General features: G+C 63.4%; 18 protein-coding genes. 12 read left to right on the top strand and 6 right to left on the bottom strand.

Going from position 1 to position 21646, the window contains the following annotated elements:
- Positions 1-8: 8 nt before the first annotated feature.
- From ACEWE8_RS11395 to ACEWE8_RS11380, 4 genes are all read right to left on the bottom strand, one after another.
- Positions 9-425 (bottom strand): DUF1850 domain-containing protein, encoded by a 417-nt coding sequence (locus tag ACEWE8_RS11395; RefSeq protein WP_046786522.1) that lies wholly within the window; start codon positions 423-425, stop codon positions 9-11.
- Entirely contained in the window at positions 422-2449 is a 2028-nt protein-coding gene (locus ACEWE8_RS11390; protein ID WP_177010566.1) for a TRAP transporter permease, read from the bottom strand. The genes ACEWE8_RS11395 and ACEWE8_RS11390 overlap by 4 nt, the downstream gene beginning before the upstream one ends.
- A 30-nt stretch (positions 2450-2479) precedes the next feature.
- A complete protein-coding gene (locus ACEWE8_RS11385) occupies positions 2480-3430 on the bottom strand; it encodes a TAXI family TRAP transporter solute-binding subunit (protein WP_046786521.1) in 951 nt (316 codons plus the stop codon).
- 105 nt (positions 3431-3535) lie between these two features.
- The gene (locus ACEWE8_RS11380; protein ID WP_046786520.1) at positions 3536-4990 is read right to left on the bottom strand and encodes a TrkH family potassium uptake protein; all 1455 of its coding nucleotides are present in this window, start codon (positions 4988-4990) and stop codon (positions 3536-3538) included.
- A 248-nt stretch (positions 4991-5238) separates the two neighbouring features.
- Between ACEWE8_RS11380 and ACEWE8_RS11375 the strand changes: the two genes are divergently transcribed.
- A complete protein-coding gene (locus tag ACEWE8_RS11375) occupies positions 5239-7275 on the top strand; it encodes an NADPH-dependent 2,4-dienoyl-CoA reductase (protein ID WP_046786519.1) in 2037 nt (678 codons plus the stop codon).
- A gap of 71 nt (positions 7276-7346) precedes the next feature.
- Positions 7347-8246: a 1-aminocyclopropane-1-carboxylate deaminase/D-cysteine desulfhydrase gene (locus tag ACEWE8_RS11370; RefSeq protein WP_046786518.1), complete on the top strand. Its 900-nt coding sequence runs from the start codon at positions 7347-7349 to the stop codon at positions 8244-8246.
- Here ACEWE8_RS11370 and ACEWE8_RS11365 read toward each other — a convergent pair.
- Both ACEWE8_RS11365 and ACEWE8_RS11360 read right to left on the bottom strand, forming a co-directional pair.
- Positions 8237-8782, bottom strand: a complete 546-nt coding sequence (locus tag ACEWE8_RS11365) for a cytochrome b (RefSeq protein WP_046786517.1) — start codon at positions 8780-8782, stop codon at positions 8237-8239. The two genes, ACEWE8_RS11370 and ACEWE8_RS11365, sit on opposite strands and share 10 nt — an antisense overlap.
- A 138-nt stretch (positions 8783-8920) precedes the next feature.
- Positions 8921-9949, bottom strand: coding sequence for a DUF1853 family protein (locus ACEWE8_RS11360; protein ID WP_046786516.1), 1029 nt, complete (start codon positions 9947-9949; stop codon positions 8921-8923).
- Between ACEWE8_RS11360 and ACEWE8_RS11355 the strand changes: the two genes are divergently transcribed.
- The 10 genes from ACEWE8_RS11355 to ACEWE8_RS11310 all read left to right on the top strand — a co-directional run bounded on the left by ACEWE8_RS11355 (position 9948) and on the right by ACEWE8_RS11310 (position 21644).
- The gene (locus ACEWE8_RS11355) at positions 9948-10838 is read left to right on the top strand and encodes an NAD(+) kinase (RefSeq protein WP_012313480.1); all 891 of its coding nucleotides are present in this window, start codon (positions 9948-9950) and stop codon (positions 10836-10838) included. The genes ACEWE8_RS11360 and ACEWE8_RS11355 overlap by 2 nt on opposite strands.
- Entirely contained in the window at positions 10838-11809 is a 972-nt protein-coding gene (locus ACEWE8_RS11350) for a metallophosphoesterase (RefSeq protein WP_046786515.1), read from the top strand. Before ACEWE8_RS11355 ends, ACEWE8_RS11350 begins: the two co-directional genes overlap by 1 nt.
- On the top strand, positions 11806-12684 hold the full coding sequence (locus tag ACEWE8_RS11345; RefSeq protein ID WP_046786514.1) for a rhomboid family intramembrane serine protease: 879 nt from the start codon (positions 11806-11808) through the stop codon (positions 12682-12684). The genes ACEWE8_RS11350 and ACEWE8_RS11345 overlap by 4 nt, the downstream gene beginning before the upstream one ends.
- A 13-nt stretch (positions 12685-12697) precedes the next feature.
- Positions 12698-12958: a YeaC family protein gene (locus ACEWE8_RS11340; protein ID WP_046786513.1), complete on the top strand. Its 261-nt coding sequence runs from the start codon at positions 12698-12700 to the stop codon at positions 12956-12958.
- Positions 12955-13785 carry a DUF2797 domain-containing protein gene (locus ACEWE8_RS11335; RefSeq protein WP_046786512.1) on the top strand — a complete coding sequence of 277 codons (831 nt, stop codon included), beginning with the start codon at positions 12955-12957 and terminating at the stop codon, positions 13783-13785. The genes ACEWE8_RS11340 and ACEWE8_RS11335 overlap by 4 nt, the downstream gene beginning before the upstream one ends.
- Before the next feature lie 13 nt (positions 13786-13798).
- Positions 13799-16456, top strand: a complete 2658-nt coding sequence (gene pepN, locus ACEWE8_RS11330) for an aminopeptidase N (protein WP_046786511.1) — start codon at positions 13799-13801, stop codon at positions 16454-16456.
- A 249-nt stretch (positions 16457-16705) separates the two neighbouring features.
- A complete protein-coding gene (locus ACEWE8_RS11325) occupies positions 16706-17746 on the top strand; it encodes a YCF48-related protein (RefSeq protein ID WP_046786510.1) in 1041 nt (346 codons plus the stop codon).
- Positions 17743-20139, top strand: coding sequence for an RND family transporter (locus ACEWE8_RS11320; protein WP_196997728.1), 2397 nt, complete (start codon positions 17743-17745; stop codon positions 20137-20139). Before ACEWE8_RS11325 ends, ACEWE8_RS11320 begins: the two co-directional genes overlap by 4 nt.
- 118 nt (positions 20140-20257) lie before the next feature.
- Positions 20258-20548: a DUF5629 family protein gene (locus ACEWE8_RS11315; protein ID WP_080952127.1), complete on the top strand. Its 291-nt coding sequence runs from the start codon at positions 20258-20260 to the stop codon at positions 20546-20548.
- Complete coding sequence (locus tag ACEWE8_RS11310; RefSeq protein WP_189339962.1) at positions 20514-21644, top strand: lactonase family protein; 1131 nt, start codon at positions 20514-20516, stop codon at positions 21642-21644. The genes ACEWE8_RS11315 and ACEWE8_RS11310 overlap by 35 nt, the downstream gene beginning before the upstream one ends.
- The last annotated feature ends 2 nt before the right edge of the window (positions 21645-21646 follow it).

The following is a 21646-nucleotide window of genomic DNA, read 5'->3' as shown; positions in this document are numbered from 1 at the left end:
CAGCGCGTTCAGGGCAGTGCTTTGCGCTGATCTGCGGCATCACCCGGTTCGCATGCCCAGAAATCCACGGCAGCAATGGTGTGGGTCGGTGGTCCCAGCCAGTGGGAAAGGGGCTGGCAACGGCCCTTCACGCACAATTGATAGTCGCCGGCCTCCGGCGTGCGTCCGGCATGCAGAGGTTGCAGGGGGGGCAGATGACGATGGTAGTGCCATGCCCCATCACGCAGGCGCGCGTCGTCCGGGATCTCCATGCCGGCACCGCTGCCTCGCACCCGAGCCTCCTGCAGCACGAGGCCTGCGGGTGTCACCTGATAATCCTCCTCCCAGCGGACCTTCTCCACACTGTGCTGCCAGGCCAGGGTAACCTCCTGCAACGGCAGGCTTGCCCAGACCACACCGGCAAGCCCGATGCACAGGCTGGTCATGCAGGTTGCCGCGGCAATGGCCGGCTGCGCCAGTAGTGCCAGCCCATGACGGCAATGCCCAGGGCGAAGCCGACCTCGTCGCTGATGGGCAAGGCAAGAATCAGTGCTACGCCAGCCATGAATGCCAACAGCCGTTCCCACCATGGCATGGGCATGCGCCAGTGGCCGGTGGATGCGCATCCCCAGAGTGCCACTGCAAACATGGCCTTGATCAGCATGTACAGCGTTGCGCCGAGGCTGTCGCCTTGCATCATCAACGCCGGGTCATACACCGCCATGAACGGTACGACGAAACCGGCCAATGCAATGCGCACAGCCCAGAAGCTGATCAACAGCCCTTTCTCCTTGGCGATGGGGGCGGCGGCAAAGCAGGCTAATGCCACCGGCGGCGTCAGGTCGGCAAGGATGCCGAAATAAAACACGAACATGTGCGAAACGATCAGCGGCACGCCAAGCTCCAGCAGGGCCGGAGCAGCGATGGAACTGGTGATGATGTAATTGGGAATGGTCGGGATACCCATGCCCAGTACCAGGCAGGTCAACATGGTCAGAAGCAGTGACAGGAACAGGTTTTCGCGGCCCAGGTCGAGAATGTAGCCGGCGAAGGTCGTGGCCAGGCCGGTGAGCGAGGTGACACCGATGATCACCCCGACCAAGGCGCATGCAATACCGACCGGTACCGCGTGGCGCGCACCTTCGGCCAGGGCCATGACGCAGGCACGAAGTGTGGCACGGCCACCCTGTATGAACGCGCAGGCGATGGCGAGCGAGGCAATCACCAGCAGGATGACACCGATGCCCATACGGAAGAATCCTGAACAGATGACCCCCAGCGCAACCCAAAAGGCCGCCCGCAGCCATGTCTGTTGCGCCCGCAGGATGATTGCCGAACCAAGAATGACGATGGCAGTCAGTGCCAGGCCGACCATTCCCGAATACAGCGGTGTGCGGCCGGAGAACAACAGGCCGACCAGCACTATCAGAGGGATCAGCAGGAACCAGCGTTGGCGCACTGCATCCCAGGCACTCGGGCATTGCTCGCGGGGTAGCCCATGCAGCTGGCTGCGCCGGGCTTCCAGGTGCACCATCCAGTAGACCGAGCCGAAATACAGCAAGGCCGGAATGAGCGCGGCCTTCGCCACTTCGGCATAGGGTACGTTGATGGTCTCGGCCATGATGAACGCCACCGCGCCCATGACCGGTGGCATCAACTGGCTGCCCATGCTTGCGGTCGCCTCCACGCCACCGGCAAATGCCGGCTTGTAGCCGAAGCGCTTCATCAGCGGGATGGTGAACTGCCCGGTGGTGACCACGTTCGCCACCCCAGAGCCGGTGATGGTCCCCATCAGCGCCGAGGAGAATACCGAGACTTTGGCCGGCCCCCCGCTGCGATGGCCGAACAGGCCCATGGCAAAGTCAGTGAACAGCCGGATCATGCCGGCCTGTTCAAGGAACGCGCCGAACAGGATGAACAGGTAGATATAGGTCGCCGAAACATAGGTGGGCGTGCCATACAGCCCCTCGGTTCCGAAGGCCAGTTGGTTGACGATCTGATCGAGGCCGTAGCCGCGATGCGCAAGGTCACCGGGCAGGTGCTGGCCGAGCAGCCCGTAGGCCAGAAAAAGAGCGCAAATGATGGGCAGTGCGATGCCCATCACCCGGCGCGCTGCCTCGAACACCAGGCCGATCAGCAGCAGGCCGAACACCAGGTCACTTGTGGTCAGTTCCCCGGAGCGTTGAATCAGCTCCCCTTCGAAGTGCCACTGGTAGGCAGCGGTGGCCATGCCCGCCAGGCCCAGCAGCCAGCCAAGCGGTTGCCACGGCCTGCGGTGACCGGTGAACGCGTAGCTCAGGTACACGACCAGCAGCAAGAACCCCACGTGTACTGCCCGCAGTACCTGACTGGAAATCAGCGGAAAAGCCGCCGTTGCGATCTGAAAGGTCGAAAATGCCAGGGCCACGGCAAAAAGCGTGGCAGGCCAACGGTCAGTACTGGCTTGCAGACCTTGCCCGGTATCACTCATGTGCCGCTCCCCCATGGGTCGAGTCAATAGTCAGGGGAGCAGGTTTTTCTCCTTGAAGTACCGTTCTGCGCCTGGATGCAGTGGAATGGGCAGGTTTCTCGCAGCATTCTGTGCCTGGATATCGTTTGCTGCCGAGTGGGCGGTGACCAGGCGCGGCAGGTTTTCGAAGATCAGCCGGGTCATGTCGTAGGCCATGTCATCGCTGATATCGGCGCGTGTGACCAGGATGTTGGTGATGGCTGCGGTTGGCACGTCAGCATCCTGGCCATCGTATGTCTTGGCGGGAATGGTCGCGGGTTGATAGGCGCTGTTGCCGATTTTGCTCACGATGGCGGCTGGCACGGGTACGAACACTACCGGCAGGGTAGCGGCCAGGTCACGGATTGCCGCCTGACCGAGCCCGGAAGATTGCAGTGTGGCGTCCAGCTGACGGTTCTTGATCAGCTCTACAGATTCGGCATACGGCAGGTATTCGACCTTGCCCAGGTCCTCATAGCTGAGCCCTGCGGCCTTGAAGATGGCGCGGGCGTTGAGCTCGGTGCCGGACTTCGGCGCACCGACCGAGATACGTTTGCCTTTGAGGTCTTCCAGCGAGGTGATGCCTGACTCCTTGCTGGCGACGATCTGGATGTAGTTGGGGTAGGTGCCGGCGATGGCGCGCAGTTTCTTCAGGGGCGCCTTGAAGCCGGCTTCGGCATCTCCGTTCCAGGCATCCGCCACCGAATCTCCCAGCGCGAACGCCAGTTCGCCACGGCCGGCTTGCAGCAGATTGAGGTTTTCCACCGATGCCTTGGTGGCTTGCACTGAAGTCTTGCTGCCCTCGATGCCATGGCTGTAGATCTGTGATATCCCAACGCCGATGGGATAGTAGACGCCGCTGGTGCCACCTGTGAGGATGTTGATGAAGGTTGGCGCGGCCTGGGCTGTTGCGCAAGCTGCCAGTACGGTGCTGGCCAATGCCAGGCGAAGGGCTCGGTTCATGGGGATATTCTCCGCTTATTGTTCTAGTTCCCTGCGTCAGTAAACCTAGAACGAATAAACGGATCCTGCCCGGATTTATTGCTGCCCCCACGTGCTGCCCTGCAATCAGAACCTCCAGAAGGCAGGCGCGACGAGCACCAGCACGGTGAGAATCTCGAGGCGGCCTAACAGCATGCCGATGGTCAGTAGCCACTTCGCAGCGTCCGGTAGTGAGCTGAAGTTGCCGGCCGGCCCGATCACGCTGCCCAGCCCTGGCCCGACGTTGCACACAGCTGTCGCCGCGCCACTCAGGGCAGTGGTCCAGTCAAGCCCTATCAGGGTCAGCGCCAGGGCGATCACGGCAATGGTGACGGAAAAGAAGAAGGAGAACGTCAGCAATGAGCGCACGATTTCTTCATCAATGGGGTGACCATTGTACTTCTTCGAGATCATCGCCCGCGGGTGAATCAGCTGTTTCAAACTGCTGACCAGCAGTGACGCGGCGACTTGAAAGCGGAATATTTTCAGTCCGCCGGCTGTGGAGCCCGAACATCCACCGACAAAAGTCAGGTAGAAGAACAACAGCATGGCGAAGCTGCCCCAGAGCGTGTAGTCCCCTACCGCAATGCCGGTGGTCGTAACGATCGACGTCACATTGACCGCCACGATGCGAAAAGCATCCCACCACGAAAAGTCGCTGTGCCAGCAGAGCCAGGTCCCTACCGTGACCCAGACAAGCAGGAGAAAGCCGAGAAAGCCACGCACCTGATGGTCCTTGAACAGGATGCGGCGGTGGCCACGCAAGGTCGCTACATACAGGGCGAAGGGCAGGCTTCCCAGGATCATGATCACTACCGCCACCCAATGCACAGCGGGCTGAGTCCAGTGGCCAAGCGATGCATCGGACGTCGAAAAGCCACCCGTGGAGATCAGCGACATCGAATGATTGATGGCGTCGAAAGGGGTCATGCCGGCGGCCCACAGGGCCAATGTACCGAGTGCTGTCAGCCCAAGGTAGATCGCCAGGATCATTTTTGCCGCGACGTGTGAACGGGGCGTCACTTTGTCCGACCAGTCCGAGGACTCGGTCTGGAACAGGCGCATGCCGCCCACGCGCAGCAACGGCAAGATCGCGACGGCCATGCCGATGAAGCCTATGCCTCCCAGCCAGTGCAGCAGCGATCGCCAGATCAGCAGGCCGGGCGATGCACTGTCCAGGCCGGTAAGTACCGTCGAGCCCGTGGTGGTGATGCCCGACATGGTTTCAAAGAATGCATCTGTGTAGCTGATATGCCGGATGAACACCATGGGCAGGGCTGCGAACGCGCAGACGATGACCCAGCTGGCTGTGGTCAGGAAGTACATGTCTCGGGCCCTTAGCTGCGGCGCATCGGGTATGCCACGAGCCACCAGCACAAGGCCTGCGCACAGGGCTATGAGGCTGGACCAGAGGAAGGCACCGAGGTCGTCGCTAAGGCCATACAGCAGCAGCGTGGCCATGGGGATGACCATGCTGACCGCCAGGGTAATCAGGAATACGCCGATGATGAAGGCGATGAAGCGCAAAGCAGGCAGAGGCATCGAGCAGGCTCACAGGGGCAATGACCGGCAGTATCGACTGCCATTGCATAATGTCGAGTAAAAAAGGCGTAAAAGTGCGGGTGTGTCTCACCGCCGCTACTGCAGTTCGCCTGTGCAGGATGATCAGTAAGTTGTCAGTTTCGATCATTGAGCGCATTCAAACGGCTGTTTAATGTCGTTGGCAGATAAACGACGGGGCCCGCCGAGGCACCCGCATTCCGTGATCACGCCACATGGGGAACCGTTCCATGGCTGCCGACCGCTATCCGCACTTGCTGGCCCCGCTCGACCTGGGCTTCACCACCTTGGCCAACCGCACCCTGATGGGCTCGATGCACACCGGCCTTGAGGAGCGTCCCGGCGGCTTCGAACGCATGGCTGCGTATTTTGCAGAGCGTGCCCGTGGCGGCGTTGGGCTGATGGTCACTGGCGGTATCGCGCCCAACGATGAAGGTGGCGTGTATTCCGGCGCAGCCAAGTTGAGCACCGAGGAGGACGCTGACAAGCACCGCATCGTCACCGAGGCCGTGCATGCCGCTGGCGGCAAGATCTGCCTGCAGATCCTGCATGCCGGGCGCTATGCCTACAGCCCCCGGCAGGTGGCGCCCAGTGCGATCCAGGCGCCGATCAACCCGTTCAAGCCTAAAGAGCTGGACGAGGCCGGGATCGAGAAGCAGATCGCCGATTTCGTCAATTGTGCCGTGCTGGCACAGCGCGCCGGTTACGACGGCGTCGAAATCATGGGGTCGGAAGGCTACTTCATCAACCAGTTCCTTGCCGCCCACACCAACCACCGTACTGACCGCTGGGGCGGCAGCTATGAAAACCGCATGCGCCTGGCGGTCGAGATCGTCAGCCGGGTGCGCGAGGCCGTGGGGCCGAATTTCATCATCATCTTCCGCCTGTCGATGCTCGACCTGGTCGAGGGCGGCAGCACCTGGGACGAGATCGAGTTGCTGGCCAAAGCCGTCGAACGGGCTGGCGCGACCCTCATCAACACGGGGATCGGCTGGCACGAGGCGCGCATCCCGACCATCGCCACCAAGGTGCCGCGTGCCGCGTTCAGCAAAGTTACCGCCAAGCTGCGCGGGGCGGTGACCATTCCGTTGATCACCACCAACCGCATCAATACCCCCGAAGTGGCTGAAGCCGTACTGGCCGAGGGCGATGCCGACATGGTCTCTATGGCCAGGCCGTTCCTGGCCGACCCGGAGTTCGTCAACAAGGCGGCGCAGGGGCGCGGCGATGAAATCAATACCTGCATCGGCTGTAACCAGGCGTGCCTGGATCATACGTTCGGCGGCAAGCTGACCAGTTGCCTGGTCAACCCGCGGGCCTGCCACGAAACCGAACTCAATTACCTGCCGGTGCACACGGTCAAGCGCATTGCCGTGGTGGGTGCCGGCCCGGCCGGCCTGGCGGCTGCCACCGTGGCCGCAGAGCGCGGCCACGAGGTGACGCTGTTCGATGCAGCCAGCGAAATTGGCGGGCAGTTCAACGTGGCCAAGCGGGTGCCGGGCAAGGAGGAGTTCTTCGAGACCCTGCGCTATTTCGGCAACAAGCTGAAAAGCACGGGTGTCGACCTGCGGTTGAACACCCGGGTCGATGTGCCGGCCCTGCTGGAAGGCGCTTTCGACGAGATCATCCTGGCCACCGGCATCGCGCCGCGTACGCCGGCCATTCCAGGCGTCGAGCATGCCAAAGTGCTCAGCTACCTGGACGTACTGCTCCAGCGCAAGCCAGTGGGTGAGTCGGTTGCGGTGATCGGTGCTGGCGGCATCGGTTTTGACGTCAGCGAATACCTGGTGCATCAGGGCGTGGCCAGCAGCCAGGACCGGGAGGCGTTCTGGAAGGAGTGGGGCATCGACCGCGAGCTGCAGGCGCGAGGCGGCGTGGCGGGCATCAAGCCCGAGCCGCATGCACCGGCACGGCAGGTGTACCTGCTGCAGCGCAAGAAGGCCAAGGTGGGCGATGGCCTGGGCAAGACCACCGGCTGGATCCACCGCACGGGCCTGAAAAACAAGCAGGTACAGATGCTCAACAGCGTCGAGTACCTGAGGATCGACGATGCGGGCCTGCACATCCGCGTAGCTGAAGGTGAGCCGCAGGTACTGGCGGTGGACAACGTGGTGATCTGCGCCGGGCAGGAGCCGCTGCGGGAGCTGCACGAAGGGCTGCTGGCTGCGGGGCAGTCGGTACACCTGATCGGCGGCGCGGATGTGGCGGCCGAGCTGGATGCCAAACGGGCGATCAACCAGGGCTCGCGTCTGGCTGCAGAGCTTTGAGATGGCCGGGGCCGCAAAGCGGCCCCAGGTTTTCACTGGTAGACTGACGGCCTCGCATCTGGCGCTCACACATGTCTACCCGCTTCCATGACCTTCCCCAGGCGCCATTACAGCCCCTCGAACTTGCCTGGCTGAAAAGTGCCAACGTTGAAGCCGCCATCCTGCGCCTGGACCTGATCGACCCTCTGATCAGCGGCAACAAATGGTTCAAGCTGCGCCACCACCTGCTGCACGCCCACGCCTCGGGCGCCGCCGGGCTGATCAGCCTCGGCGGCAATCACTCCAACCACCTCCATGCCCTGGCCGCCGCCGGCAAGCGCTTCGGCTTCGCCACCGCTGGTCTGTTGCGCGGCCATGCCCAGGACACCCCCACGGTGCGTGATCTGCAGGCGCTGGGGATGCAATTGCACTGGCTTGGTTACGCAGGCTACCGTGCCCGTCATGACCCCGGCTTCTGGGCACCGTGGCAAGCGCTGTATCCCGGCTGGCACTGCATTCCCGAAGGCGGTGGCGGGCAGGCAGGTGCCCAGGGGTGTGCATTGATCGTCGAGCAGGCCAAGGCCCAGTTGGGCACATTGGGTTGGCCGGACTATGACGCCTGGTGGCTGGCCGCTGGCACCGGGACCACGCTGGCTGGCCTGGTGCTGGCCGAGGCCGGCGCGCACAGGGTGCATGGCGCCCTGGCAGTGCCCCTGGACCATGGTGTACCCGAGACCATAACGGCGCTGGCCGGTACGGCCGGGTACCAGTTGCACGAGGCCTGCCGAGAGGGTTTTGCCAGGCTCGATGATGAGCTGCAGGCTTTCATCGAACAGGCTGAGGCCAGCACGGGTGTCCCTTTAGAGGCGCTTTACACCGGCAAGGCACTGATGGCCCTGCGTGGGCAGGTCGAGGCCGGGCTGTTCAAGCCTGGCACTCGCCTGATCTTTTTGCACACCGGTGGCCTGCAGGGCCGACGCGGCTACTTGTAGGGCAGCATGCGCAGCAGCGTGTTGTCGCGCACTACGTAGTGGTGATAAAGCCCGGCCAGCGCGTGCAGGCCGATCAGCCAGTACCCCCAGCTGCCCACGCGTTCATGCCAGCCCTTGATGAACTTGGCCAGGTCCGGATCCGCCGCGATCAGGTGCGGCAACTCCAGGCCATAGAAGGGCACCGGTTTGTCGGCGGCACTGAGGATCAGCCAGCCGGCCAGCGGCAAGCCGATCATCAACAGGTACAGTGCCAGGTGCATCAGGTGGGCAAGCCCGGTCTGCCAGGCGGGAGGCTTGGGCACAATGGGCGGCGCAGGGCGGATCAGGCGCACGGCCAGGCGCAGCCAGACCAGTACGAACACCGTCAGGCCGAGCATGAAATGCAGGTCCTTCATCAGGTTGCGCTCGGCGCTGTCCTTGGGGAACAGGCCACGCAACTCGATGCAGGCGTAGACAGCGGCCAGCAGCACCAGCATCAGCCAATGCAGGGCGATGGACAGGCGTGCGTAGTGGGGCGCGGGGCTGGATGAAACCATGGGTGGTCCTCGTCATCAGGTCGGAAGTGGCGCTCTTGGCGGCGCTCAGAGGTAACTGTAATCGCTGCTGGGATTAAATCATTGCGCTGGGTCGGTGAAATTGTGTTTGCGGCCTGCTGCTCTCAATGCCGGGGTGGTTTACCCGCTAAGGTGCAAGTGCGGCCAGCTGTCGGCCACCAGAAACAGGCGGTCCACCTCAAGCCATTCGCCTTCCGGGCCTGGCTCAAGCCTGACCAGCATCTGCGCCGGTGCTTGCGGGTCAAGTCCCTCAAGCCATTGAGCGAACTGCCGCGCGGTCCAGCCTTGATCTGCCTCGAACCTTGCCGGTGCCAGCCAGGCATGGCGGGGCAGGGGCTGCCAGCGTCCCACCTCGGCCATTGCCCAATCCCGCCGCCGCAACCACCGCCCGCGCAGGTGCAGCGGGTTGGCCCCCGCGGGCGATTCGGCGTGCCCAGGCCACGGATAGAACAGATACCCCGCCAGCCACAGGTGTGCCTGTACCTGGCCAATACCAAGCCCGGCCAGCGCCTCACGGCTCTGCGTGCCACCCGACATGGGCAATTGGTGCCCGGCCAGGTGCGCCAGTTTGGTACCCAGCCGGTCATGGCAACCCGGCCCTAGCCACTGCGCCGGGTCATGGCCTTGGCCGTCCGTTGGCCCCAGGTAAAGCTTTATGGCCAGCTCCAGATGGTGAGTACCGTCGGCGTCGCGCAGCACAATGTCCAACTCGCCCAGCGTGCGCCCACCGGTGCGGATCGCCAGGTTGGCCGCCAGCAGCTCGACACCGGGCGCCTGGGCCAGGGCGAACTGCCACAGGCCTTCGTAGTACAGGCCCAGGCGCCGGCTGGTGCTGTTTGCCAGCCACTCACGCAGGGGCTGATCGTCGGCGTCCAGCGCCTGTAACCAGTCTTTCAGCCGCTGGGGATCCGCCGCCCAGGTGCTGCCTGCCAGCGGATGGCGCTGGGGGCAGGGCGGTGTGCTCAGCAGCGGTGGCGACAGCAGCGTCCAGGCCAGGTCGCGCACGGCGGCGCGGCGCAATTGGCGAGGCAGGTCGTGGAGATCGGCGAAAGGCATCATGCTGCGAGCATAGCCGGTTTGCCGCTGCCCGGTCGTTTCGCCCATAATCGCGGCATAGTCACCCGCCGCAGAGCCTTGCAGGAGCCCCATGGAGCAATTTCGCAATATCGGTATCATCGGCCGCCTTGGCAGCTCGCAGGTGCTCGACACCATTCGCCGACTGAAAAAATTCCTCCTCGAGCGCCACCTGCACGTGATCCTCGAGGACACCATTGCCGAAGTGCTGCCTGGCCACGGCCTGCAGACCTCCACGCGCAAGCTGCTGGGCGAAGTATGCGACCTGGTCATCGTCGTCGGCGGTGACGGCAGCCTGCTCGGCGCCGCGCGTGCTCTGGCACGGCACAACATCCCTGTCCTGGGGATCAACCGCGGCAACCTGGGCTTCCTCACCGATATTCGCCCGGACGAGCTGGAAGAAAAGGTCGCCGCAGTGCTTGACGGCCACTACCTGGTGGAAAACCGCTTCCTGCTGCAGGCCGAGGTGCGCCGCCACCACGAGGCCATCGGCCAGGGCGATGCGCTCAACGATGTGGTCCTGCACCCGGGCAAGTCGACGCGGATGATCGAGTTCGAGATCTACATCGACGGCCAGTTCGTCTGCAGCCAGAAGGCCGACGGCCTGATCGTCGCCACCCCCACCGGCTCGACCGCCTACGCGCTGTCGGCCGGCGGCCCGATCATGCACCCCAAGCTCGACGCCATCGTCATCGTGCCCATGTACCCGCACACCCTGTCGGGCCGCCCGATCGTGGTCGACGGCAACAGCGAGCTGAAGATCGTGGTGTCCAAGGACCTGCAGATCTACCCGCAGGTATCCTGTGACGGCCAGAACCACTTCACCTGCGCCCCCGGTGATACCATCACCGTGAGCAAGAAGCCGCAGAAACTGCGCCTGATCCACCCGCTGGGCCACAATTATTACGAGGTTTGCCGCACCAAGCTCGGTTGGGGCAGCCGCCTGGGGGGCAGGGACGACTGATGTTCGATCCGGCGCGAAGTTTCGACATCATCGGTGACGTGCATGGCTGTGCGCTGACCCTCGAACGCCTGCTCGACACCCTCGGCTACAAGCGTGTCGGTGGTGTTTGGTGCCACCCGCGGCGTCAGGCGCTGTTCCTCGGCGACATCGTCGACCGCGGCCCGCGTATCCGCGAGGCGCTGCACATCGTCCACGACATGGTCGAGGCCGGCCAGGCCTTCTGTATCATGGGCAACCACGAATACAACGCCCTGGGCTGGGTAACCCCGGCGCTGCCCGGCAGCGGCAAGGCCTACGTGCGCGAGCACACGCCGCGCCATGCCCGCCTGATCGACGAGACCCTGACCCAGTTCGCCCACCACCCCGGTGACTGGCACGATTTTCTGCAGTGGTTCTACGACATGCCGCTGTTCGTCGACGCCGGGCGGTTCCGCCTGGTGCATGCCTGCTGGGACCCGCGGCTGATCGACCCGCTGCGCCAGCAATACCCCGACGGGCGCATCGACGAGCACTTCATCCAGGCCTCGGCGGTGCCCGGCAGCTTCGCTTCCACAGTCTGCAACCGCCTGTTGCGCGGCACCGACATGCGCCTGCCGGACGGCCTGACGCTGACCGGCGGCGATGGCCTGACCCGCGCCTTCTTCCGTACCAAGTTCTGGGAAGAAGACCCGAAGACCTATGGCGACATCGTCTTCCAGCCTGACGCGCTGCCCGATGAGGTGGCCCGCACGCCGCTCAGCCACACCGAGAAAAATGCCTTGCTACGCTATGCCGAAGAGGAGCCGCTGCTGTTCGTCGGCCATTACTGGCGCAGCGGCCGCCCGGCGCCGATCCGCCCCAACCTGGCCTGCCTGGACTACAGTGCGGTGCTGTACGGCAAGCTGGCGGCCTATCGGCTGGATGATGAAACCCGGATCGACCCGCACAAGTTCGTCTGGGTCGACGTCGATCGACCGCAGGCCAATCAATGAATATCGTCGAAGTGATGCGCCTGCCGCTGTCGGTCGACCTCAGCGGCTTCGTGCACCTGCTGCAACGCCTGCAGGTGCCGCACCGGGTCAGCGAAGAAGGCGAAGCCCAGGTGCTCTGGGCACCGGAAACCATGGCTGCGGATGTCCTTGAGCTGTACCAGCGCTACCCAGACGGCAACGCTGATGTCGAGCTTGCGCAGGCCCCTGCGCAAGGCGACTTGCCGGCGAAAGGGCCGACACTGGCCGAGCAGGCAAAAGCCTGCAAGGTCACCGCCGCCGTTCTCTTGCTGTGCCTGATCGTCGCTGGCCTTACCGGCCTGGGCGACAACCTCGTCACCATCAGCTGGTTCACCTTCCTGGACTACCGCGTCCAGGGTGAATACCTGCACTTCACGCCGCTGGCCCAGGGCCTTGCCGAAGGCCAATGGTGGCGCCTGGTGTCGCCGATGCTGCTGCACTTCGGCGTACTGCACCTGGCCATGAACGGCATGTGGTACTGGGAACTGGGCAAGCGCATCGAACTGCGCCAGGGCCCTTGGTTGCTGGCTGGCCTGACCTTGCTGTTCAGCCTGGTGTCCAACCTGGCCCAGCACTACACCAGTGGCCCGAGCCTGTTCGGCGGCCTGTCCGGGGTGCTGTACGGCTTGCTCGGCCATGTCTGGCTGTACCAGTGGCTGGCGCCCAACCCACACTTCAGCCTGCCCAAGGGCGTGCTGGTGATGATGCTCATCTGGCTGGTCATCTGCCTGACCGGTGTGGTCGGCCAACTCGGTTTTGGCCAGATCGCCAACGCCGCGCACGTCGGCGGGCTGCTCATCGGATGCCTGACGGGCCTCTTGGGTGGTGCGCTGGCGCGGCGTAAACTGCCCGCTTGATTTAGGAGACGCTATGTCCACGTTCGCGCAAATGATCGAAAACATCACGCCGCAGATCTACGAAAGCCTGAAAACGGCCGTGGAAATCGGCAAATGGTCCGATGGCCGCAAGCTCACCGCAGAGCAGAAGGAGCTGTCGCTGCAGGCGGTGATCGCCTGGGAGATGAAAAACCTGCCAGAAGACCAGCGTACCGGCTACATGGGGCCCCAGGAGTGCGCATCGAAGTCAGCGCCGATCCCTAACATTCTGTTCAAGTCGGACTCGGTACATTGATCGAACTCGCTCGTGGCTCTTTGAGCAAGATGGCGGTAAGCCTGGAAGCACCCGTGGTGCAGTACAGTTTTCGCCTGGATGACACGCAGGTGCCGGTCAACCCGCTGATCGGCCAGACCTTGCGCCTGCAATACCTCGGCGCCATTCACTGCAGCCATTGCGGCAAACGCACCAAGACCAGCTTCAGCCAGGGTTACTGCTACCCGTGCATGACCAAGCTGGCCCAGTGCGACATGTGCATCATGGCGCCGGAACGCTGCCACTACGACGCCGGCACCTGCCGCGAGCCGTCCTGGGGCGAGCAGTTCTGCATGACCGACCACGTGGTCTACCTGGCCAACTCGTCCGGGGTCAAGGTTGGCATCACCCGCGCTACGCAGTTGCCCACCCGCTGGCTTGACCAGGGTGCGAGCCAGGCGTTGCCGATCATGCGCGTGGCGACCCGCCAGCAATCGGGCCTGGTCGAAGACGTATTGCGCAGCCAGGTGCCGGACCGCACCAATTGGCGCGCGCTGCTCAAGGGCGACGCCGAGGTGCTCGACCTGGTGGCCATTCGCGAGCAGATCTTCGATGCCTGCGCCGATGGCCTGCGCGATCTGCAGGCGCGCTTCGGCCTGCAGGCGATCCAGCCGCTGCCCGATGCCGAAGTGGTGCAGATGAAATACCCGGTCCAGGCCTACCCGAAAAAGATCGTCAGCTTCAACCTCGACAAGGACCCGGTGGTGGAAGGCACGCTGCTGGGCATCAAGGGGCAGTACCTGATCTTCGACACCGGCGTGATCAATATTCGCAAGTACACGGCCTACCAGTTGGCCGTGCTCCAGTAAAAAGGACCTGCACATGCGTACCGAACAACCGCAAGTGATCTACCTCAAGGACTACCAGGCGCCCGAGTACCTGATCGACGAGACGCACCTGACCTTCGAGCTGTTCGAGGACCACACGCTGGTCCATGCGCAACTGGTCATGCGCCGCAACCCGGCACGCGGTGCCGGCCTGCCGCCACTGGTGCTCGACGGCCAGCAGCTCGAGCTGCTGCGCGCCTCGCTGGACGATCAGCAACTGCAGGCGAGCGACTACCAGCTCGAAGCCGACAGCCTCACGCTGCACCCCAAAGCCGAGCGTTTCACCCTCGACACCAGCGTGAAGATCCACCCCGAGAGCAACACTGCGCTGGAAGGCCTGTACAAGTCCGGCAAGATGTTCTGCACCCAGTGCGAGGCCGAGGGTTTCCGCAAGATCACCTACTACCTCGACCGCCCGGACGTGATGAGCACCTTCACCACCACGGTGATCGCCGAGCAGCATCGCTACCCGGTGCTGCTGTCCAACGGCAACCCGATCGGCAGCGGGCCGGCTGAAGATGGCCGCCATTGGGCGACCTGGGAAGACCCGTTCATGAAGCCGGCCTACCTGTTCGCGCTGGTGGCCGGTGACCTGTGGTGCGTCGAGGACACGTTCGTGCGCCAGTCCGGCCGCGACGTGACCCTGCGCATCTATGTCGAGCCCGAGAACATCGACAAGTGCGACCACGCCATGGTCAGCCTGAAGAAGTCCATGCGCTGGGACGAGGAGGTCTATGGCCGTGAGTACGACCTGGACATCTTCATGATCGTCGCGGTCAACGACTTCAACATGGGCGCCATGGAAAACAAGGGCCTGAACATCTTCAACTCCAGCTGCGTGCTGGCCCGCGCCGAAACCGCCACCGATGCTGCCCACCAGCGTGTCGAAGGCGTGGTCGCCCACGAGTATTTCCACAACTGGTCGGGCAACCGCGTGACCTGCCGCGACTGGTTCCAGCTGTCGCTCAAGGAAGGTTTCACGGTGTTCCGCGACGCCGAATTCAGCGCCGACATGAACTCGCGCACGGTCAAGCGCATCGAGGACGTCGCCTACCTGCGAACCCACCAGTTTGCCGAAGATGCAGGGCCCATGGCCCACCCGGTGCGCCCGGACAGTTTCATCGAGATTTCCAACTTCTACACCCTGACCGTGTACGAGAAGGGCGCCGAAGTGGTGCGCATGGTCCGTACCCTGCTGGGCGCCGAGGGTTTCCGCAAGGGCAGCGACCTGTACTTCGAACGCCATGATGGCCAGGCGGTGACCACCGATGACTTCATCAAGGCCATGGAAGACGCCAACGGCGTCGACCTCACCCAGTTCAAGCGCTGGTACAGCCAGGCCGGCACGCCGCGCCTGGATGTCAGCGAGGTCTACGAGGCCACAGCACAAACCTACAGCCTGACCTTCCGCCAGAGCTGCCCGCAGACGCCGGACAAGGCCGAGAAACTGCCGTTCGTGATCCCGGTGGAGCTGGGCCTGCTGGATGCCGAGGGCAACGACCTGCCACTGCGCCTGGCCGGTGAGGCCGCCGCTGTTGGTACTGGCCGCGTACTGTCGGTGACCGAGGCCGAGCAGACGTTCACTTTCGAAGGTATCCAGGCCAAGCCGCTGCCATCGCTGCTGCGCGGCTTCAGTGCGCCGGTGAAGCTGAGCTTCCCGTACGACCGTGACCAGCTGATGTTCCTGATGCAGCACGACAGCGATGGCTTCAACCGCTGGGAAGCGGGTCAGCAACTGTCGGTACAGGTACTGCAGGAGTTGATCGGCCAGCATCAGCGTGGTGAAGCACTGAAACTCGATCAGCGCCTGATCACTGCCCTGGGCACTGTTCTGGCCAACGAGTCGCTGGACGCCGCGATGGTTGCCGAGATGCTGTCGCTGCCGGGCGAAGCCTACCTGACCGAGATCAGCCAGGTGGCCGATGTCGACGCCATCCATGCGGCCCGCGAATTCGCCCGCCGGCAGATCGCCGAGCAGTTGTTCGATGGCCTGTGGGCGCGCTACCAGGCGCACCGCGAAGTTTCGCGCAACACCGCCTACGTCGCCGCCGCCGAGCACTTCGCCCGTCGCAGCCTGCAGAACATCGCCTTGTCGTACCTGATGCTCAGCGGTAAACCGCAGGTGCTGGCAGCGACCCTTGAGCAGTTCGACAACTGCGACAACATGACTGAACGGCTGACGGCGCTGGCCGTGCTGGTCAATTCGCCGTTCGAGGCCGAGCGTGCCAAGGCCCTGGAAACCTTCGCCGAGCACTTCAAGGACAACCCGCTGGTCATGGATCAGTGGTTCAGTGTGCAGGCAGCCAGTGCCTTGCCGGGCGGGCTGGCGCGGGTCAAGGCGCTGATGCAGCACCCGGCGTTCACCCTGAAAAACCCGAACAAGGTGCGCGCGCTGGTCGGTGCGTTTGCCGGACAGAACCTGGTCAACTTCCATGCGGCCGATGGCTCGGGCTATCGCTTCCTGGCGGACCTTGTGATCGAGCTGAATGCGCTGAACCCGCAGATCGCTTCGCGTCAACTGGCACCGCTGACCCGCTGGCGCAAGTATGACGACGCGCGCCAGGCGCTGATGAAGGGCGAACTGGAGCGGATTCTCGCTTCCGGGGCGCTGTCCAGCGATGTGTATGAAGTGGTGAGCAAAAGCCTGGCATAAAGTCTGGGATCTCCCACAGGTAATGCACAAGCCTTCAGGGCGGTGCAGTACCTGTGGGAGTCGGCTTGCCGGCGATTGGGCTGTGCAACAGCCCCTCGTTTCTGGTTAACAAAACATAACGTCCCGCTCGTTGTATTCCCGCAAACATCCCCGCTACGATGGCCCGAAGCTATTGCAGGCCTCTACCACAAGGTTTTCGCAGTACCTGCAAGGCACAGACCCACCAAGAACAACAAACAGGGGACGGTCATGAGGGAGCGGGTAATGACGCAGGCCAGGCGCGGTGCCTGGCCGTTGGCGGCCGGCGCAATGCTGGCGCTGGCACTGGGGATGTGGGCGGGCAGCACGCAAGCCGCCGCTGCCCAGGAGTATTCCACCGAATCGGCAAAGGCCAGCCAGAGCCTGCTGATCGATGCCGCTCATGCTGGCAAGCGCCTGGTGGTAGTGGGCGATCGCGGCCACATTCTGTTCTCCGATGACCAGGGCAAGACCTGGACCCAGGCCCGGGTGCCTACCCGGCAATTGCTCACCGCAGTGTTCTTCGTCGACGACAAGCGTGGCTGGGCAGTCGGGCACGATGCGCAGATCCTCGCCAGCAACGATGGCGGTGCAACCTGGAGCAAGCAGTTCGAAGACCTTGCCCGTGAAGCCCCGTTGCTCGATGTCACTTTCCTCGATGCCCAGCACGGTTTTGCCGTGGGCGCTTACGGCGCACTGCTGGAAACCCGCGACGGCGGCCAGCACTGGCAGGACGTCGCCGAGCGCCTGGACAACCCCGACCAGATGCACCTCAACGGTATTGCCCAGATCAGGGATGCCGGCCTGTTCATCGTCGGCGAGCAGGGCAGCATGTTTCGCTCCAGCGACAGCGGCCAGAGCTGGAGCAAGGTCGATGGCCCCTACGAGGGCTCGCTGTTCGGCGTGATCGGCACCGCCCAGCCGCAGACACTGCTGGCCTACGGCCTGCGCGGCAACCTGTTCCGCTCTACGGACTTTGGTGATAGCTGGCAGCCGATCGAACTCAAGGCCGCGCGCGGCAACCTCGAATTCGGCCTGGCAAGCGCTACGCTTCTGGATGATGGCAGCCTGATACTGGTCGGCAATGGCGGCAGCGTGCTGCGCAGCATTGATGACGGGCAGAGCTTCACTGTCTACAACCGCGCCGACCGCATTGCCCTGGCCGGTGTCAGTGGCCTGGCCAATGGCGGCTTGCTGCTGGTAGGGCAGGGCGGTTTACATCTGGCTACCGGCGAAGGTGCCGACCAGGCAGCCGAGGAGCCTCGCCCATGACCAGCCGAGAGAGCATCATGCACCCCCACCACCAGGACAAACCCACGCTGCTGGAACGGCTGATCTTCAACAACCGCCCGGTGGTCATCGCCCTGTGCGTGCTGGTGAGCATCTTCCTGTTCTGGCAGGCCGCGCAGATTCGCCCCTCGACCAGTTTCGAGAAGATGATTCCGCTCGAGCATCCGTTCATCGAGCAGATGATGGAGCACCGCAACGACCTGGCCAACCTCGGCAACACCGTGCGCATTTCGGTCGAGGCGGTCAACGGCGACATTTTCGACAAGAATTACATGGAGACCCTGCGCCAGATCCATGATGAGGTGTTCTACATCCCCGGCGTCGACCGCGCGGGCCTCAAGTCGTTGTGGAGCCCCAGCGTGCGCTGGAGTGAAGTCACCGAGGAGGGGTTCTCCGGCGGCGAGGTAATCCCCAATACCTACAACGGTTCGCAAGACAGCCTCGACTCACTGCGCGACAACGTGCTCAAGTCCGGCCAGGTCGGGCGCCTGGTGGGCAACAACTTCAAGTCCAGCATCGTCGATGTACCCTTGCTGGAAAGCTACCCCGATCCGCAGGACCCCGGGAAGCAGGTCAAGCTGGACTACCAGCAGTTCTCGCACCTGCTCGAGGAGAAAATTCGCGACAAGTTCCAGGCGCAGAACCCCAATGTGAAGGTGCACATCGTCGGCTTCGCCAAAAAGGTCGGTGATCTGATCGACGGCCTGGTGATGGTGGCGATGTTCTTTGGGGTGGCGTTGGTCATCACCTGGGTCCTGCTCTACTGGTTCACCTGGTGCATCCGCAGCACCATCGCCGTGCTGATCACCACCCTGGTGGCAGTGGTCTGGCAATTGGGCCTGATGCATGTGGTGGGCTTTGGCCTGGACCCTTACTCGATGCTGGTGCCGTTCCTGATCTTTGCCATCGGCATTTCCCATGGGGTGCAGAAGATCAACGGCATCGCCCTGCAGTCCAGTGATGCCGAGAATGCCCTGACCGCTGCCCGGCGCACCTTCCGTCAGCTGTTCCTGCCCGGGATGATCGCGATTCTCGCCGATGCGGTGGGCTTCATTACCCTGCTGATCATCGACATCGGCGTGATCCGCGAGCTGGCCATCGGTGCGTCGATCGGCGTGGCGGTGATCGTCTTCACCAACCTGATCCTGCTGCCGGTAGCCATCTCCTACATCGGCATCAGCAAAAAGGCCATCGAGCGCAGCAAGAAGGACGCCACCCGGGAGCATCCGTTCTGGCGCCTGCTGTCGAACTTCGCCAGCGCCAAGGTGGCACCGGTGTCCATCGCCCTGGCCCTGGTCGCCTTCGCTGGTGGCCTGTGGTACAGCCAGAACCTGAAGATCGGCGACCTCGACCAGGGCGCGCCGGAGCTGCGCCCGGACTCGCGCTACAACCAGGACAACAACTTCATCATCAGCAACTACTCGACCAGCTCCGATGTGCTGGTGGTGATGGTCAAGACGCCGGCGGAGAGCTGCTCGATCCACTCGACCATGGCACCGATCGACGAGCTGATGTGGACCATGGAGAACACCCCCGGCGTGCAGTCGGCGATTTCCCTGGTGACGGTGTCCAAGCAGGTGATCAAGGGCATGAACGAGGGCAGCCTGAAATGGGAAACCCTGTCGCGCAACCCGGACATCCTCAACAACTCCATCGCCCGTGCCGACGGCCTGTACAACGCCGACTGCTCGCTGGCGCCGGTACTGGTGTTCCTCAACGACCACAAGGCCGAAACCCTGGAACGTGTCACCAGCGCTGCCAAGGCGTTTGCCGAAAGCCATGACAAGGACGGCTTGCAGTTCCTGCTGGCGGCGGGCAACGCCGGGATCGAGGCTGCGACCAACGAGGTGATCAAGTCGGCCGAGCTGACCATCCTGATCCTGGTGTACATCTGCGTGGCGGTGATGTGCCTGATCACCTTCCGCTCCTTTGCTGCCACCCTGTGCATCGTGCTGCCGCTGGTGCTGACCTCGGTACTGGGCAATGCGCTGATGGCCTTCATGGGGATCGGGGTGAAGGTCGCCACCTTGCCGGTGGTGGCGTTGGGCGTGGGTATCGGTGTCGATTATGGCATCTACATCTACAGCCGCCTGGAAAGTTTCCTGCGTGCCGGCCTACCGCTGCAGGAAGCCTATTACCAGACCCTGCGTTCGACCGGCAAGGCGGTACTGTTCACCGGCCTGTGCCTGGCCATCGGCGTGTGCACCTGGATCTTCTCGGCCATCAAGTTCCAGGCCGACATGGGCCTGATGTTGACCTTCATGCTGCTGTGGAACATGTTCGGTGCGCTGTGGCTGCTGCCGGCGCTGGCGCGATTCCTGATCAAGCCCGAGAAGATGGCAGGCAAGCAGGGCGGTTCGATCTTCGCCCATTGAATGGTGGAGGGCCGCTTTGCGGCCCAATCGCCGGTTTGTCGTGGCGACGAACTGCGGCGACTGGGCTGCAAAGCGGCGCCAAGGCTATACTGTCGCCTCTTTTTCAGCTGGTACCTTCATGTCTCCCCTCGCCACCGCTCTCGCATCCTGCGACATGCTACTGATCGATGGCCTGCACGCCTTCGACTTCAACCTCGATGAAACAGGCCTGACGGTCGAATGCATGGACGGCCGCCAACACCGGCGTTGGGCCTTCACTGCCGAACAGGTCGCCGCTGCCATCGGCGCCGGTGACGAGTGGCAACTGCACGATGCCCAGGGCGAGCATCGTCTAGTCTGTATGAGTGCCTTTCGCGCCCCGGATGAAGACGACGATGAACCCGACCTGGACCAGCCTGCTGGCCACTAGCCTCATGAGCCTGACTTTGAATGCCCAGGCCGTCACGCTGCTGGTGGGCAGTTATACCGATGGTGCGAGCCAAGGTATCTACCGTTACCAGTTCGACAGCAAGACTGGCCTCATCGGCCCTGCGCCGCAGCAGGTGGTCAAGAGCGTCAGCCCTTCCTGGCTGGTGCTTTCGGCGGATCAGCGGCAACTGTTCGCGGTCAACGAGGCGCCAAAGGGCCACGCCAGCAGTTTCAGCGTGAGCAGCAAGGGTGAGATCAAGCCGCTGAACCAGGTTGCCACCCGTGGCGACGAACCGACGCATGCCAGCCTCAGCCGCGACCAGCGTTACCTGTTCGTCGCCAACTACGCCGTTGCTCCAGACCCGGGCGGCAGCCTGGTGGTGATACCGGTGGCCAAAGACGGCAAACTCAAGGATGTGGTGCAGCAGGCCGGACACGAGCCCAGTGGGGTGAACCCCGAGCGCCAGGCCGGTGCCCATGTGCATTCAGTGGTGCTGTCGCCGGACGGTAGTCACCTGTATGCCAGTGACCTGGGGGCCGACAGGGTATTCATCTACCGCTACGACGGCGCCAGCACCGACCGCCCGCTAAGCCCGGCCATCCCCGCATCGGTCGAACTGCCAGCTGGCAGTGGCCCGCGTCATCTGTTGTTCGATGCCAAGGGGCGGCATGCCTATCTGACGCTCGAAATGAGCGCCGAAGTGGTCATGTTCGATGTCGAGGACGCTGCCCTGCGCGAACGCCAGCGCCTGCCGCTGACCGAGCAGCAGGACGCGGCGGCCAAGGCGGCAGGCGGCCTGCACCTCTCGGCGGACGGGCGCTTTCTGTATGTGAGCAACCGCGGCACGGCCAATGAGATCGTTGCATTCAGTGTGGGCGAGGATGATGGGCAACTGGCCTTCCTGCAGCGTCGTTCTGTGGAGGGCGACCACCCGCGGGAGTTTGCCCTGGACCCGAGTGACAACTTCCTGCTGGTGGCCAACCAGAAGAGCAACCAGATCGTGGTCATGCGCCGTGATCCGCGTACGGGCAAGCTGGGTGAGACGGTGCAGACCCTGGCGCAGGACGCACCTTCGGATTTGAAGTTCATCGAGTGACT

Source organism: Pseudomonas sp. TR47 (genome assembly GCF_044143025.1).
In the GTDB taxonomy this organism is placed as follows: Bacteria; Pseudomonadota; Gammaproteobacteria; order Pseudomonadales; family Pseudomonadaceae; genus Aquipseudomonas; species Aquipseudomonas putida_E.
This window is presented reverse-complemented; position numbering and strand designations above follow the sequence as displayed.